Annotated in this window: 12 protein-coding genes and 1 tRNA gene; 2 read left to right on the forward strand and 11 right to left on the reverse strand. The window is 54.4% G+C overall.

Annotation, left to right across the window (positions count from 1 at the left end):
- From AC3DKE_RS05300 to AC3DKE_RS05345, 10 genes are all read right to left on the reverse strand, one after another.
- Positions 1 to 1,143 carry a HupE/UreJ family protein gene (locus tag AC3DKE_RS05300; protein ID WP_340676126.1) on the reverse strand — a complete coding sequence of 381 codons (1,143 nt, stop codon included), beginning with the start codon at positions 1,141 to 1,143 and terminating at the stop codon, positions 1 to 3.
- Positions 1,140 to 2,282: a hypothetical protein gene (locus AC3DKE_RS05305; RefSeq protein ID WP_487990180.1), complete on the reverse strand. Its 1,143-nt coding sequence runs from the start codon at positions 2,280 to 2,282 to the stop codon at positions 1,140 to 1,142. The genes AC3DKE_RS05300 and AC3DKE_RS05305 overlap by 4 nt, the downstream gene beginning before the upstream one ends.
- A 32-nt stretch (positions 2,283 to 2,314) precedes the next feature.
- The gene (locus tag AC3DKE_RS05310; protein WP_340676128.1) at positions 2,315 to 2,530 is read right to left on the reverse strand and encodes a hypothetical protein; all 216 of its coding nucleotides are present in this window, start codon (positions 2,528 to 2,530) and stop codon (positions 2,315 to 2,317) included.
- A gap of 21 nt (positions 2,531 to 2,551) precedes the next feature.
- Positions 2,552 to 3,994 carry a DUF4331 domain-containing protein gene (locus tag AC3DKE_RS05315; RefSeq protein WP_484216338.1) on the reverse strand — a complete coding sequence of 481 codons (1,443 nt, stop codon included), beginning with the start codon at positions 3,992 to 3,994 and terminating at the stop codon, positions 2,552 to 2,554.
- 338 nt (positions 3,995 to 4,332) lie between these two features.
- Positions 4,333 to 4,409: transfer RNA gene (locus AC3DKE_RS05320), tRNA-Ile, on the reverse strand.
- 60 nt (positions 4,410 to 4,469) lie between these two features.
- Positions 4,470 to 5,927, reverse strand: a complete 1,458-nt coding sequence (locus AC3DKE_RS05325; protein WP_487990181.1) for an SDR family NAD(P)-dependent oxidoreductase — start codon at positions 5,925 to 5,927, stop codon at positions 4,470 to 4,472.
- A gap of 97 nt (positions 5,928 to 6,024) precedes the next feature.
- Positions 6,025 to 6,774, reverse strand: a complete 750-nt coding sequence (locus AC3DKE_RS05330; protein WP_379071056.1) for an SDR family NAD(P)-dependent oxidoreductase — start codon at positions 6,772 to 6,774, stop codon at positions 6,025 to 6,027.
- Positions 6,771 to 8,162 carry a DASH family cryptochrome gene (locus tag AC3DKE_RS05335; RefSeq protein WP_411729495.1) on the reverse strand — a complete coding sequence of 464 codons (1,392 nt, stop codon included), beginning with the start codon at positions 8,160 to 8,162 and terminating at the stop codon, positions 6,771 to 6,773. Before AC3DKE_RS05335 ends, AC3DKE_RS05330 begins: the two co-directional genes overlap by 4 nt.
- 7 nt (positions 8,163 to 8,169) lie before the next feature.
- Complete coding sequence (locus tag AC3DKE_RS05340) at positions 8,170 to 9,162, reverse strand: NAD(P)/FAD-dependent oxidoreductase (protein ID WP_487990182.1); 993 nt, start codon at positions 9,160 to 9,162, stop codon at positions 8,170 to 8,172.
- A gap of 74 nt (positions 9,163 to 9,236) precedes the next feature.
- Positions 9,237 to 9,842, reverse strand: a complete 606-nt coding sequence (locus AC3DKE_RS05345; RefSeq protein ID WP_411729493.1) for a TetR/AcrR family transcriptional regulator — start codon at positions 9,840 to 9,842, stop codon at positions 9,237 to 9,239.
- Positions 9,843 to 9,915: 73 nt separating this feature from the next.
- On the opposite strand from AC3DKE_RS05345, the gene AC3DKE_RS05350 reads away from it, so the two are divergent.
- Both AC3DKE_RS05350 and AC3DKE_RS05355 read left to right on the forward strand, forming a co-directional pair.
- Positions 9,916 to 11,934: an oxidoreductase gene (locus tag AC3DKE_RS05350; RefSeq protein WP_487990183.1), complete on the forward strand. Its 2,019-nt coding sequence runs from the start codon at positions 9,916 to 9,918 to the stop codon at positions 11,932 to 11,934.
- A 118-nt stretch (positions 11,935 to 12,052) separates the two neighbouring features.
- On the forward strand, positions 12,053 to 12,880 hold the full coding sequence (locus AC3DKE_RS05355; RefSeq protein WP_487990184.1) for an SDR family NAD(P)-dependent oxidoreductase: 828 nt from the start codon (positions 12,053 to 12,055) through the stop codon (positions 12,878 to 12,880).
- Between the two features lie 112 nt (positions 12,881 to 12,992).
- Here AC3DKE_RS05355 and rpoD read toward each other — a convergent pair whose 3' ends face one another.
- Positions 12,993 to 14,921 (reverse strand): RNA polymerase sigma factor RpoD, encoded by a 1,929-nt coding sequence (gene rpoD / locus AC3DKE_RS05360; protein ID WP_484216337.1) that lies wholly within the window; start codon positions 14,919 to 14,921, stop codon positions 12,993 to 12,995.
- Positions 14,922 to 15,034 lie beyond the last annotated feature (113 nt).

Consider the following 15,034-nt stretch of genomic DNA (forward strand, 5'->3'; position numbering starts at 1 on the left):
TTACCCCGGAATAAGTTGCCATTCAAATACCCGTTGCAACAGCCAAATACTCGCCACCAGAGCGATGAGTAAGCTGCCAACAGGCAGTACAAATTTGCGATAAATGCGTGAAGATCTAGCCCACCAAAGTAGTGGAAATAACACTAAGACAATGCTTAGTTGGCCTAGCTCAACGCCGGTGTTAAAGCCTGCTAGAGCTGAAAGGCGAGGGCCCGTGGTAAGCGGTAATCCTTGCAATACGCCAGCAAAACCAAAGCCATGAATCAGACCAAAGAGGCCGGCCAGCAGTGCGCGCGAGTGAATCAGGCGTGGCGATATTGTGTGCACGGCGGCGAGCACAATGGAGGCAGCAATAGCCGACTCTACCCATCGTGAAGGCAGCACAACCACTTGAAGTGCAGCAAGCGCCAAGGTGATCGAGTGTGCCACAGTAAAGGCGGTCACAACGCCAGCCGTATGCGTTATGGCTGAGCGAAATGAACGCGAGGGTAGCCACTGTTTATCTTGGCGCGCTAGACAGGCCGGTAGCAGCAAGCACAGTAAAAATAAAATATGGTCGTAGCCAGAGAGCAAATGATGAATGCCCTCATGCATAAAGCGCGTAAACGTTAACCACAGACTGGAGTCGGTAGCGATATCAACGGCACCTTGATCGGGGCGAAGCACGGCTGTGCTGTGCTGGTTTCCTGAGTGCAGGCTGAGCAGCCCTCGGTGCAGGCTATCGATGCCGTTTAGCAGGCGATAGTCGATATTCAGCGCATCACCATCTTGTGCACCGGGGCAAGTAACTAGCCAGTGCTGAGCGGCATACAGCCCATCGCTATGTTGCACTACGCCCAGCGGAGCCGACTGGCCTAGCCATTCGCAGGCGTGCTTGCCCAGCTTCAGTGTTAGTTGGCTTTGCAGCAGGCTTTCTATATCGGCACTGCGCGTGCGTACTTCGCCCCACGTTAGCTGATGATCATTATTGCTATCGAGCACGAGCAGCAAATCTAAGTCGCGCAGCGCCACATCCCATGTCACACCAAGTACAGGGCCGTCTTGCTCAATCGTTAAATAGCTATCGCCTGCTTTATGCGCCCAACTCAGCGAAGCCAGCAGTAAAAGGCAGATGCCCGCAAAAATCCGCAGACAATGACTCATTTATTTGAGCTCGGTAACGCGGCATTTCCAGCACTCAGCCAGCGCTGTACACGGACATCTTCAAACTTAGTGCTGGCTTGCCATTTGGCCAAGATAGCTAAGTCTTTTTTGGCAGATTGCGCTAAGGCGGCTCGAATATATATGCGGTAGTCAGCGGTTTCGCGCTGCACCGTCCAATTGCGCTGAGCAAGGCGTAAAGCAGTTGCGGGTTGCTGCATTACATCCAAATAAAATGTGGCTAGTTCGCGCTCATGGCCAGGCTCGCCTCGCGCTAGGAATGCCTGCCAGCGACCAAGCGCTTGCTGCTTATGCGCAGTTGCAGATTTGCTAAGGCCTAGCTGTTGTTCGGCTCGCGTGAGTAAGCTGAGTAGACCATCGTGGGCCGTCCACGGCGCAAACAAGCTCAGGCTATCGCGTGCATGCCCTTGCCAAAATAACCAGTCGGCATAGGCAGCTACGGCCTCAGCTGATCCAGCAGCTGCCGCTTCTCGATAGTCGTCCTCGGCACTGTTATCGGATCCGAGTCTATCGGCCATGTCGGCCTGACTCAGGCGCCACCACGTGCGTTGATCCGAGGTTAGCCCTAGCTGCTTGGCGGGCAAGGCATTGAGCCTGGCCAGTGCTTCGCTTGCTTGCCCGGTCGCTCCTTGCACTTGCGCTTGGCAGATCAAAGAAAACGGCAACATCGCAAGGCCTGTGAGCTGATGACAGCGCTTTGTGGCATGAGCATAGCGGCCTTGAACTAGGGCAATCGATGCGCTCATTAATGCTGCTTCTGAATGCACGGCAGAAGGCGAGGCCAGTAGGGCATTGAGCACGCGCTCTGCAGCATCAAAATGATGATTTGCTTGCAGCAATCGTGCTTGAAGTAATTGAATGCCAAGTTCGGCGGGGTGTTTGGCTAGCAGCATGCGCAACTGCGCATCGGCATAGCCTAAATATCTAGGGTCGCCTTGTTGTCTGGCGATAGTGAGTAAGCTTTGCACGCGTTCTAGTTGTGAAGCCAGTGAGCGTGTATTTGTAGGTGTGGTTGGTGCGCTGATGCGTGGGCCAGACGGCAAAGATTCCAACACGATGCTGTCGTCGGAAGGTGTAATAACCTGGCGCATGGTGTCGGCCGCCCATAAGGGCGTCGACACTAGCGTACTCAGGACAAGAAGTAGCCCAAGCCTCATAGAGGCTCCGGCTCCGTGGTTTCTGGCGTTGTAGCTATCAGGCGATCAAATAGCGCCTGCATGGGTTCCATCGCTTCGCTCATGTCATTAAGCAATGCGCGAACCTCAGCAACAAAACCATCGTTAGCTACGGCCTTATTGTTTTCGCCATCACAGGCAGCCAGCGCGAACGCGGCTACTGTGACTAAGGCGAGTGGGGTGAATTTGTTCATCGTCACTCTCCTGTTGGTGGCTTAGTTAGTGGATGTAGCGCCAGCTAATGGTGTTTTCAGGTATGGGAAGGTGCTGTTGAACTGGCTTGCTTGTTGGATTGCGCCATCAGTAAAGCCCAGCGTGCCTGCTTTAGCATCATCAGGAGAGCAAACGCCAAGACCTGCATGACAGAGCAAGCCCATAGCTACACGTAGCTCAATATCGACAACATCATCGCCAGGGCGACGGCCATTGGGGAAGCCGGCATTGTCGCCTGCTACAACACCTAGGCGATTTTGATTTGCTGCAGGTACTGGCGGCACATCAGACGTATTTAAGCGCAGCATTTCTGAACCTTTCACATTAGCCGGTTGGTTTAAGCCAGGAACGCCGGTTAAGAACGCTGTGACTAAATCGGTTCGCGGGAAGTTCGTGGGTGCTGGCGTTTGAAATAGCGCCTCAATCAAAAATGGTAGTGATGGATTGGTCACGTAGTCGGCAAACTGCGCATCATCTTTTGGCTGGCTGGCATTGAATTTATCTTTGTCTTTTAGACCAATAATAACTTCATTCACCAGCGGCATGCCGAGGCGTGAAACTTGTGCCCATGGGCCGCCTTCCTTGCTTGCGGAGTTATTGTTGCTGCCGGGTTTAGGGTTGATCAAGCGCGCTTGGCGTACGCTAGCGGTAGTCCAGCCCCCAATAACCTTTTCATTGCCAGCGGTTAAGCAGCTACTGGGTATTTCCATGGCCAATGTGGTGACGTTTTTATCGGCGAGATCGTCGCGCTCAACACTTTCGCTGCCAACAGGGTTAGCAATATTGATCAAGTCAAAGGTCTCGCCCAAGTTAACCACAAAGGAGTCTTTGCGCTGACCGACAAATATTTTGCCCTGCGTGGAGCAGCCTGGAATGTCTACGTTGTAGATAAACTGGTTCGCATAGGAGGCGTAGTTGGGAATAGATTTGTTGCCGATGTTATCGACTGGCTTAGTGAATGTGCTGCCGCCACCAGCAGCATTGGTCAGCAGTTGGCGCGAGCTGTTAGCGCCACGACGTGGGCCTTTTACCATGGTGACGGTGAATGACTCATCTACATTAAGCGTCGGAACATTGCCTTGGGGTGGCAAGTTGACTAAAGGTATTGAGGTCATTTTGCCGCCTACGGGAACCTTTAGGTCTTTAAGCGTATTTTTGAAGCGAAACTGGAAAGTAATGTCCTCGACCGCATCGCCGTTATTGTCGAGATGAATTTCATAAAGCGCATTCGGGTCGAGAGAGAAGTAGTTTGGTCCGCCGTAGGCATCTTGTAGCGGTAGGTAGTTAGCAATCAGCGTTACAAAGTTCTGACGGTTAGCTTCATAGCTGCGGAACATATAAAAGTCAGTGCCATCGACTTTCGGTTGTGAGGTGATGTATGGCGCTTCACGGTGACTTGAGGCGTATGCGGTAGTAGCAACGGTCGCGCTAGCCATCAGCATCATGCCGACTAAAGGCAACAGGCGCGGGCGTTGGGATTTGCGATTGATCATAGGGTAACTCCACGAATTCTAAGCGTTATGGTGGTGTTGCTAGACCTATACGCAGCGCGTGGCAGATTGGATGCAGTTATTTTTAGCTTTTTGCTATGAGCGAGCCGATTGGATAACCAAATGATCTTGGCGAGATAGGCGATTAAGATTTTTTGGCACTAGCTAAGCGTCATTTTGTAGCGGTCAACTAACTCCGGACGTTGCTTTAACTGTTCTTCCGAGAGCACTGGACCTTTAAGCTACGTGAAGACATGCCGTTAAGGTGCAAGTAATTGACTAGTATCATAAATTGGTGGGCCCGGTCGGACTTGAACCGACGACCAAAGGATTATGAGTCCTCTGCTCTAACCAACTGAGCTACAGGCCCGCACGAGTGGCTTGACGCCGAAATGCAGGCGCGCAGTGTAGCAAGCACGATGCCGCTCGACTAGACAGAAATCTGTTCTTCATACCAAGAAATTAATGCTTGCACGTCGGTTTTGCTGCTGGCGGTGTTGGGCAGTAGTGCGCCGGGGCGGCGGGCGCGATCAAACCAAAACTCACCGCTGTGTTGGCCTTGTGCAAACACGGGATGGCTGGCGAGCCAGACGGCGGTGTCGCTGCCTTGGCGCGCGTTGCGTAGCCATTTGCCCATGCGCTGATTGAAGTCGGGCAGGGCGCTGGCTACGCCAGGCGTTGCGGCCCAGCCGGGATGCATGGTGTGCAGGCCTAGGCCACGATGTTGCGTGGCCCAGTACTGGCTAACATCGAGCAAAGCGCGTTTGGCTCGGGCATAGGCTTGGGGGCCGTTAAAGGGCTCATTGGCGAAGGCCATGTCATCGAGCCGAATGCCTTGTGTGTAGAGCCCACCGGAGACGACTTGAATGATGCGGCCGCCACGTGCGGCGAGCATTGGCGCGAGAGCTTGAGTGAGCAGCGCGGGCGCGACGAAATTCACCGCCATGGTGCGCTCTAGGCCATCGCTAGTAAGCGCTTGTGAATCGAATAGCGCGCCGGCGTTATTGATCCAGACATCTAATGGCCGCTCAAGCGCCAATAGCTGTTGGCTGAGCGCGCGCGTGCTGGCGATGTTGGAGAGCTCAGCCTCAATGCATTGAATGTCGATGGCGTGGCTGGCCCACGGGCGTATGCTTTCCGCTGCTTGCGCTAAGCGCTCAGCTCCGCGGCCGATCAACACTAAGTCGGCTCCCAATCGCGCCAACTGTTGCGCGCAAGCCAGCCCTAAACCGGATGTCACACCGCTAATGCCAACGCGTCGGCCATCGAGGTAGCGCGAGAGGCCACGCGAGGGCATCTTGCGATAGCCGCGGCGGGTGTAGTTGATCATGCCGGGTAAGACTAAGCGCTCGGCTAGTCGTGCTAGGGCGCCGGGCTGCGAGGGCCCGTCATTTTCTAGCGCGCCTTTGAGGCCGTTCATCGCGGCATCGCTAAGGCGGCTGCCCCACCAATTCAACACGGGCATGAGTAAGCTCGGGACATCTGCAGTGGTGATGTCGGCGCGATAATCTAGCGTGCATTCGTTCGCGCTAGTGGCGCTCAGCGCGAGCGTATCGACAGCAGTAAAGCCATCGCCAATGCCGGTGAGCACTAGGCGTGCCTGACCTTGCTCTGATGGTGGCTCGCAAATGTCGAGTGTGTAGCGCATGGGCACAGAGCGGCCCATGACATTGAGTTGCAACGCGAAGGACGGCTTGCTCAGCCCAGAGCGAGATACTGAATCGCCGTGGGTGCTTTCGAGCTCCTGTGTTGAGCTCGTGGCCTCGCGCTCAGCGCTAAATACGCCCGGGTCCCATTGCTCGATATTGTCGAAATCGCGTAGGTAGCGAAAGACTTCCACCAAGGAGCGCTTCAGTGGCAATACGCGGTGCAAATTCAGTGTGGTCATTGAAGACTCCGGTGGCGCGAAAGCGCCCATGCTACCGGCAAATAGCGGTGCATGGGCGAATGTGTGCTGAGTTTAGCGTTGAGCCACTCGCCTATATTTAGCCGCGTGGTAGTGGATGAATTAGTGCTTGGCCACCATCGATATTAATATTTTGGCCGGTGATCCAGCTCGCCTCATCGCTCAGTAAAAACGCCATCAGCCCGGCAATATCAGGGCCGCGGCCGATGCGCTGCATAGGGTTAGGTTTGCTATTGCGCGCGATGGCTTCGTCGCTGTCGGTCAGGCGTCCTGCCAGTGGCGACACGACTAGGGCCGGGTGCACGCAATTGACGCGTATGCCTTTGTCGGCATAAGTCGCCGCGGTGCTCAGCGCGAGCCCGGCGACGGCAGCCTTGGCGCTACCGATGGCTTCATGATTAGGAAAGCCGGCATGTGCCACCAATGAGCCGACCAAAACAGCCGCCGAGGGCTCGCGATGTTTGCGCGCGCCATCGACAAAGGCTTTTAGGCAGTAGGCCGCCGAGTAAAAATTATGCTTCATCACGGCCTCAAAATCGGCCTCGCGCGTGAGGTGCAACGGCTTAATAAACGTCGAGCCTACGCAATGGGCAAAGCCAGTGATGGGCCCCATGGCAGCTTCGGCGCTAACGCGTAAGTCGGCGGCCACGCCCGGCTCAGCCACATCGCCAGCGGCAATATGGCAGGGCGTATCGAGTCGATCGGCCAGCGTTTGTAGGCGCTCGGCATCGCGACCGGTTAGTACTAAACGATGGCCTTTTGCCGCTAAGCTTTCGGCGAGGGCCGAGCCGACTGTGCCGGCAGCGCCGGTAATCCATGTGGTATTCATCGCATGTGCTCCTGATCGGAATGATGTCGTTCGGATAACCAATAGCGCTGATAAGCGCCATCGGGGTCATACATAGCGGCTTGGCGTGATGGGCTGAAGCGACGATCGCTGCGCGGATCGGTACCGGCGCCAGCGAGGTAGAGCCAGTTGCCTTGGTTGCTGGCGACATCGAAATCGATGAGCTGATGCTCAAACCACGCTGCACCCAAGCGCCAGTCTAGCGCTAAATCGTGAATCAAATAACTGGCGACATTTTGCCGCATGCGATTGCCCATATAGCCGCTGGCGGCGAGTTCGCGCATGGCGGCATCGACCCAGTCGCAACCAGTATTACCTTGGCACCAAGCAGCAAAAGCAGCAGGGTTATGACGTGCTTTTGCGCTGCTGTGCGAGAGCTGATTTTGGATGCCACTCCGGCTGAAGCAGCGCCGGCCATAGCGCCACATCAGTAGCTGAAAATACTCGCGCCAGAGCAGCTCAAACCAGAGCCAATAGCTACCGTCATTGGCGCCTAAGCGCATCTCATAGGCCAGTCGTTGTACTTCAATTTCGCGCACTGAGAGACTGCCCACAGCCAGCCACGGCGACCATTTGCTCGAATAATCGCTGCCTAACAAGCCGTTGCGCGTGGTTTTGTAATCGGCCACGAGACCGCTGCTGAAATAGCGCGCCAGATGCGCCAGTCCAGCGGTCTCGCTGCCCTGCCAGGCAGGCTCGGTATAAGGCAATGCGCTACGGGTGGCGGTTGAACACTGCTGTGCCGATGCGCTGTGTGAATGCAATAAAGCCGCAACCTGTTCGCGTGCCTGAGCATAAAAATCTGCGGGCAACTCAGCGGATGGTGGCAGTGCCGTTGGTGCAGCCAGCGGAGCCACACTTGGCCATTGTGCGGTCTCAATGAGTTTGCGAAAACGCGTGAATGGCACTGGAAATGGCTCAAGCGCAAACGGCAAATCATCGGGGTCAAACAGACCGCCGCCGTGCACAGCCTGCACTGTTACGCCGCTTGCCTGCAACTTCGCAATGGCCTCGCGTTCTTCCCAGCCGGGATGGGCATGCACAAAAATCGGTGCTTCACCTAAGGCTCGGCTGATATCGCCGAGCGCTTGCACCGGCTCGGCGAGCACAATCATCAGCTCATTGCCCAAGGCACGAAGCGAGGTATCAAGCGCGCCTAATGCTTGGCCAAGATATGCAAGGCGATGCACACCAATACGTGGCACCCCCGCTGGCCCCAGCGCCAGCCAATGCGGTGGCAGACAATAGACCGCAAGTAATCGCTCAGCGCGGCTGGCGAGTCGTAATGGTGCATGATCATGCAGGCGTAAATCGTGGCGAAACCAGACAATGGCCTGTGCGTTATCTTTAAGTGGCAGCGATGGGTTCATGACGACCTTAGGCTGTCAACGGCAGTTCGGCGCAGAGGGCGTCGGCTGCCGCCAAGCCGCTGTGCATGGCATCGATAGCAGTTGCGCCCAAGCAGGCATCGCCGGCATAAAACAGGCCATGCTCGCCACGCAAATATGCCTTACCGGCGGCAGCACTGACATAGCCATAACGCCAGCGATGAGCCTCTAAAGATTCTGTGCTGGCGGGCAATTTGAGTGCTTCAGCGGCAGCGTGCATGAGTGCTAGAGCTACGCTTTCGCTACTCTCTTCTAGATGCGCCGCGCTCCATGCTGCCGTAGCATGCAACGTAAAACGGGGTGCGCCGCCACCTTGAGGGCGCAGGTCTTCACGGATGCACAGAGCAATGCCACTGGCCTGCAAGTCATCGCGAATGAAAACGCCGGCTGCGAGTGCTGGCGAGGCTTTTGGCGCCCAGCGCACACTCCAGCAGGGCGCATGGTGCATCGTTTGTAGCTGCTGACACAGGCGATACTGGCTGGGTAGCTTCGATAGTAATGCCAATGCTTGTACTGGTGGGCAGGTCATCAGTACTCGATCAAATGGCCCAAGCCAACCCAGCTGCTCGCTAAATTTCAGCCACCAATTATTGCCGTCGTGCTTGAGCTCGTACAGTGTGTGTTCAAAGTGGCAGGTAAGGCCTTGTGTCCACAGCTGTGCGAGGCTATTGATGCTGTCGCTAGGCACAAACGCAGGCTGTTTTTCACCATGGATGGCGCTGACATGAAGTGTGCTCAGTCCATGGCTCAGGGCGTGTTGCAGGCGCGGATCGCTGGGAGTGGGAGCCTGTGTTGGCATGGATAAAAACGGTGCACCATGATTAAAGCTGCCCCAGTCACTGCGGCGCGAAGCCAGTCGGCCACCGGCGCGGCGGGCTTTATCGAAGACTGTGCAGAGCAGGCCTTGATGCTGAGCTTCGCTGGCGGCTATTAAGCCGCTGGCGCCGGCACCGATGATGGCGAGGCGGAGAACGTTGTGCATGTCGGCAGTCTCATCGCTAAATCAAGACGCTTACCCTGCCTGTATTGCTATTATTTTTGTATTACACACAAGCTCTACGGCGAGCTTTTGTCTAAGGCTTGATGAATCAATGCCATAGCCGTTTTTGCGATGTCCTCGATAGTCTCTGCGGTAAATGCCAGGCCATCGTTATACATACGGCAGAGGCCATGAAGCGTGGCCCAAGCAACCTGCACGACACGTAGGGCGCTGACGCTGGCGGGTAGTTCTCCGCGATCTTGCATGCTCTGAACATGCTGCGTAATGATGCGCACATGTGCCCTAGCAGCCGTTCGAAATGATTCTGCATTAGGGTCACGCCAGAGCAGGCTGCCGAAAATTAAGTCATACAGCGCGGCCTCGCGACGAGCAAAGCCGACGTAACCCAGTGCAAAACTTTCCGCGCTAGCATCGCTTGTGATGGCCGCCTGCATGACCACCACAAACTCCGCCATCGCAGCCTCACCTAGGCTTGTGAGTAAGGCGTGCTTGCTGCGGAAGTGGTGATAAAGCGCTGGTGTCGAAACGCCAAGCTCATCCGCCAATTGTCGTAAGCTCAAAGCCTGCACGCCCTCAGCTCGAATGCGAGCAAGACCCGCTGTAATTATGCTATGACGCAGGTCACCATGATGATAGCTAGGCTTGCTTGGCGCTCTTGACATTGCCGTAAATCCTCGTATCTTAACGGTGTTAACTTTAGCGCGCTAACGTCGTTTTGACGAGGACTTAATTACAATGACTGCTTTTAATCACATGCTGGCCCCGCTCGATCTAGGCTTCACCACGCTTCGCAACCGCATCGTCATGGGCTCCATGCACACTGGCTTAGAAGATCGCTTCTGGAATTACGGCAAGCTTGCGGCCTATTTTGCTGAGCGCGCCAAGGGCGGTACGGCATTGATGATTACCGGTGGTATCGCAATGAATCGCCAAGGTTGGTTGCTGCCTGCAGCCGGCACCATGAATAGTTACGGCGATATTTTGAATCATCGCCGAGTGACGTCAGCGGTGCATGAGCACGGTGGCAAAATTCTTATGCAAATGCTGCACGCCGGTCGTTATGGCTATCACCCATTTCAGGTGTCGTCGTCGGCGGTGAAGTCGGCCATCAACCCGTTTAAACCAAAGGCAATGACCGAAAAGGTTATTCTGTCGACCATCAAAGACTACGCTCACTCTGCTCGTTTGGCACAAATGGCCGGTTACGACGGCGTGGAGATCATGGGTTCAGAAGGTTATTTGCTGAACCAGTTCATCTGTTCACGAGTGAACCAGCGTACCGATCAATGGGGTGGCTCGGTAGAAAATCGCATGCGCTTACCGGTAGAAATTGTTAAGGCCGTGCGTGCAAAAGTTGGCCCGAACTTCATTATTTGCTATCGCATGTCGCTGATCGATTTAGTGCCCGGTGGTAATACCTGGGATGAGATCGTGACCATCTGCAAAGCCCTTGAGGCCGCAGGCATAACTATTCTCAATACCGGTATTGGCTGGCATGAAGCGCGTGTCCCGACCATCGCCACGCAAGTGCCACGTGCGGCTTTCCGTAGCGTTACTGCGCGCATCAAAAAAGAGCTGAAGGTGCCGGTGATGGCATCAAACCGCATCAATACGCCTGAGGTTTGCGAAGACATCGTTGAAAGCGGCGATGCCGATTTGATTTCGATGGCGCGTCCGCTCTTGGCCGATCCAGACTTCGTAAATAAAGCAGCGGCAGGCAAGCCAGAAGCTATCAATACTTGTATCGCCTGCAACCAGGGTTGCTTGGATCTGACCTTCTCAAACAAGCGTGCTACTTGCTTGGTAAACCCACGTGCGGGTTACGAAACTGAATTGGTCTATGTGAAGTCGACGAAGCCGAAAAAAGTCGCCGTCGTTGGCGGTGGCATGGCTGGCCTAACCGCCGCCACAGTAGCTGCCGATCGTGGTCATGACGTCACACTGTTTGAATCAGCAGCAGATATCGGTGGCCAATTTAATATGGCCGCCGCCGTGCCTGGCAAAGAAGAGTTCCAAGAAACCATTCGTTTCTATCGCTATGAAGTAGAACGTAGCGGCGTGAAAGTGAAGCTCAACACCAGTGTTAGCCATGAGGATTTGGCAAGCTTTGATGACATCGTCATTGCTACCGGCGTCAAACCACGCATTCCACGCTTTCCTGGCATTGACCATCCGAAAGTGTTGGATTACGCCCAAGTTCTGCGCGGCGAAGTTAATGTTGGCCAACGCGTGGCAGTGATTGGCTCCGGTGGTATTGGTGTCGACACCTGCGCCTACCTTCTCGAAGAGCACAATCAGTCGGTCGAACATTGGGCGAAGTATTGGGGCATCGATTTTGATGTCACCGAGAATGGCCTAACGGCACCTGAGCGTCGTTTTGCTTCGCGTGAAATCACCATGTTGCAACGTAAGCCTGGCGTGAAAAAAATGGGTGCAGGCCCAGGTAAAACCACGGGCTGGGCGCACAAATTATTACTTGGTCAATTTGGTGTGAAAATGCTCGCCGAAGTTGAATATGTAAAGGTCAATGACCTTGGTTTGCATATTCGTGTGGATGGTGAGGAGCGTATCCTCGATGTCGATCATGTAATTTTGTGCGCGGGCCAAGAGTCAGTGACAGATATGCTGCCGCGCGATGCTGAAGGCAAAATTACCGACAGCCGTTACCACGTAATTGGTGGTGCCAAGCTGGCTGGTGAGCTTGATGCGCGTCGTGCCATTCGTGAAGGTGCTGAATTAGCTGCGGCACTATAAGGTTGATTTAAGGCTCGTCGCGCTCAGAGTAAGTGCGGCGGGTTTTAAAATTCATTGACATGGCGCGTTGTCACTTATATCGTGCCATCGTTCACTGTCACCGTATTAGGGTTTCCTTATGAAAGATTTCAAGAATAAAGTGGCTGCCATCACCGGTGCTGGTTCTGGCATGGGTCGTTCGCTTGCTGTGTTGTTGGCCGCACGCGGCTGTCACGTAGCACTTAGCGACATCAATGAAAAAGGCTTGACTGAAACAGTCAAACTGCTCGATGGCACTGGCGTTAAAGTCACCTCGCAGAAGCTCGATGTTGCCGATAAAGACGCCGTTTTTGCTTGGGCCGATAAAGTTGCCGGCGACCATGGCAAAGTAAATTTGATCTTCAACAACGCTGGCGTTGCTCTCGGCTCAGTAGTCGACGGTGGTGGTTACGATGATTTTGAATGGATCATGAACATCAACTTTTGGGGAGTGGTGCATGGCACCAAGGCATTCTTGCCTTACCTAAAGGATGCTGGTGATGGCCATATCATTAACACCAGCAGCTTGTTTGGCTTGATTGCTGTGCCTTCGCAGAGCGCCTATAACGCCTCGAAATTTGCTGTGCGTGGCTTCACTGAAGCTTTGCGCGAAGAATTGGATTTGCAAAAAGTTGGTGTGAGCGCGACCAGCGTTCATCCCGGTGGCATTAAAACCAATATCGCCAAAGCGGCGCGTATGGATCAGTCAATCAGCAAGATTGGTATGGATGCGAGCAGCACCGCCAAGTTTGAAAAACTATTCCGTACCACTGCCGATGAAGCTGCTGCACAAATGCTTCGTGCCGTGGAAAAAAATCAGCGCCGCTTACTTATTGGTGCCGATGCCAAGGTTTTAGATTTGGTCGTGCGCATCTTCCCATCGGGCTATCAAAAGCTGATTGCGATGGGTTCGAGCCGCATGAAGTAAAATGCGCGAGACATAAAAAAACCGGCTTTAAAGGCCGGTTTTTTTATGTCCAAGAACATTGAGCTGTTAAAGGCGGCGCTCTGCAAACTCACAGAGCGCCGCGTTTGCCAGATTACTCAGTGTCGAGGAATGAACGCAGGTGTTCGGAGCGAGTTGGATGGCGCAGCTTACGCAGCGCTTTCGCTTCAATCTGACGAATACGCTCACGCGTGACATCAAACTGTTTGCCCACTTCTTCCAAGGTATGGTCGGTATTCATATCGATACCGAAGCGCATACGCAGCACTTTCGCTTCGCGTGGCGTGAGGTTTTCTAAAACTTCACGCGTTGCTTCACGAAGGCCTTCCGAGGTCGCAGCATCGATAGGCGAGGTCACCAAAGTGTCCTCAATGAAGTCACCTAAATGGCTGTCTTCATCATCACCAATCGGCGTCTCCATGGAGATCGGCTCTTTCGCGATCTTCAGGACTTTGCGCACTTTGTCTTCAGGCATTTCTAAGCGTTCGCCGAGTTCTTCTGGCGTTGGTTCGCGACCCATTTCTTGCAGCATCTGACGCGACACGCGGTTGAGCTTGTTGATGGTCTCAATCATGTGCACGGGGATACGAATGGTGCGCGCTTGGTCAGCAATCGAACGGGTGATGGCCTGACGAATCCACCATGTCGCATAGGTCGAAAACTTAAAGCCACGACGGTATTCAAACTTGTCGACGGCTTTCATCAAGCCGATATTGCCTTCTTGGATCAAGTCCAAGAACTGCAGGCCACGGTTGGTGTATTTCTTCGCAATCGAAATAACCAAACGCAGGTTGGCCTCGACCATTTCCTTTTTGGCGCGACGTGCTTTCGCTTCGCCAACGCTCATGCGGCGGCTGATCGCTTTTATTTCGGCGATGCTTAAGCCGCCATGATTGTCACTAACTTCAAGCAGGCGTTCTTGCGCACGAATAATATATTCGCGTTGTGTTTCAAGAGCTTTAGCAATCGATTTACGTTTGCTGACAACACCATCTAGCCACGTCAGGTCAATTTCATTGCCGGGGAAGTCGGCGAGGAAATGGCTGCGATCCATGCGAGCGCGACGTACGCAGGAAATCATGATCACGCGTTCTTGCGCACGAATGATGCTGATGTTGGAGCGAATATGCTCAGCGATGCCGTCATACACGCGTGGCGTCAATTTGAACATCATGAACTGGTTAGCCAGTTCTTCGACATTGGTTTGCCACACTTTCGATTCGCGACCTTGGCGCTCTTCGGAGTTGTCCGTTTTCTTTAGCTGCTTGCGTAGTGCATCCACGCGCGCTGCCAGCTTTTCCATGTCGATGCCGCCATCATTTTCATCGGCAGTATCGTCATCAGTAGTGCTTTCTTCTTCCTCTTCGCTATCGTCTGCTTTGGCGTCTTTTGAGCCTTTTGCATCCTTAGCGTCTTTCGCCTCTTTGGCTTTCTTGGCGGCCAACGCGGCTAGGGCCGCGTTGTGATCAACTTCTTTAGGTGCGCTAGCGCCATCATCATCAGGATCTAAAAAGCCAGAGATAACGTCATTAATGCGGCGCTCGCCAGCATCGATTGCATCAAACTCATCGACTAGTAATTCCACCGCACGTGGCCAATAAGCCATGGCGTGCAGAACGTCGCGGATGCCTTCTTCGATGCGTTTGGCGATAGCAATTTCGCCTTCGCGGGTGAGCAGCTCGACCGTGCCCATTTCGCGCATATACATACGCACGGGGTCGGTGGTGCGGCCGGGTTCGTTCTCCACCGAGGCCAAAACGGCAGCGGCTTCTTCGGCGGCGAGGTCATCGTCGCTGGCTTCTGGCGTTTCCTCACGCATGAGGTCGTCAGCGGCAGGCGCGCGCTCGTGCACCGGGATGCCCAGGTCATTGAGCATCTGAATGATGTCTTCGATTTGCTCGCTTTCAGTGACCGATTCAGGAAGGTGATCGTTCACCTCGCCATAGGTCAGATAGCCTTGATCTTTGCCGCGCTTGATGAGCTCGGCGAGCAGGGAGTTACGCTTTGCCTTATCCAACGGCATATCGTCTGGTCCATCTGCGTCTTGCTGAGATGGATCTGGCGTGTTCGGCTTTTTGGTGCTCATGTGGCCCCTCGCGCAACGGCTGCAAAATAAGAGCGGGATTATAAGCCGAG

Source organism: Paraperlucidibaca sp. (assembly GCF_982810325.1).

What these genes read in the sequence shown, in the direction of transcription:
- AC3DKE_RS05340 (WP_487990182.1), bottom strand. Translation starts at nt 9,162, where the DNA reads ATGCACAACGTTCTCCGCCTCGCCATCATCGGTGCCGGCGCCAGCGGC.
- AC3DKE_RS05325 (WP_487990181.1), bottom strand. Translation starts at nt 5,927, where the DNA reads ATGACCACACTGAATTTGCACCGCGTATTGCCACTGAAGCGCTCCTTG.
- AC3DKE_RS05300 (WP_340676126.1), bottom strand. Translation starts at nt 1,143, where the DNA reads ATGAGTCATTGTCTGCGGATTTTTGCGGGCATCTGCCTTTTACTGCTG.
- rpoD (WP_484216337.1), bottom strand. Translation starts at nt 14,921, where the DNA reads ATGCCGTTGGATAAGGCAAAGCGTAACTCCCTGCTCGCCGAGCTCATC.
- AC3DKE_RS05350 (WP_487990183.1), top strand. Translation starts at nt 9,916, where the DNA reads ATGACTGCTTTTAATCACATGCTGGCCCCGCTCGATCTAGGCTTCACC.
- AC3DKE_RS05345 (WP_411729493.1), bottom strand. Translation starts at nt 9,842, where the DNA reads ATGTCAAGAGCGCCAAGCAAGCCTAGCTATCATCATGGTGACCTGCGT.
- AC3DKE_RS05355 (WP_487990184.1), top strand. Translation starts at nt 12,053, where the DNA reads ATGAAAGATTTCAAGAATAAAGTGGCTGCCATCACCGGTGCTGGTTCT.
- AC3DKE_RS05310 (WP_340676128.1), bottom strand. Translation starts at nt 2,530, where the DNA reads ATGAACAAATTCACCCCACTCGCCTTAGTCACAGTAGCCGCGTTCGCG.
- AC3DKE_RS05315 (WP_484216338.1), bottom strand. Translation starts at nt 3,994, where the DNA reads ATGATGCTGATGGCTAGCGCGACCGTTGCTACTACCGCATACGCCTCA.
- AC3DKE_RS05330 (WP_379071056.1), bottom strand. Translation starts at nt 6,774, where the DNA reads ATGAATACCACATGGATTACCGGCGCTGCCGGCACAGTCGGCTCGGCC.
- AC3DKE_RS05335 (WP_411729495.1), bottom strand. Translation starts at nt 8,162, where the DNA reads ATGAACCCATCGCTGCCACTTAAAGATAACGCACAGGCCATTGTCTGG.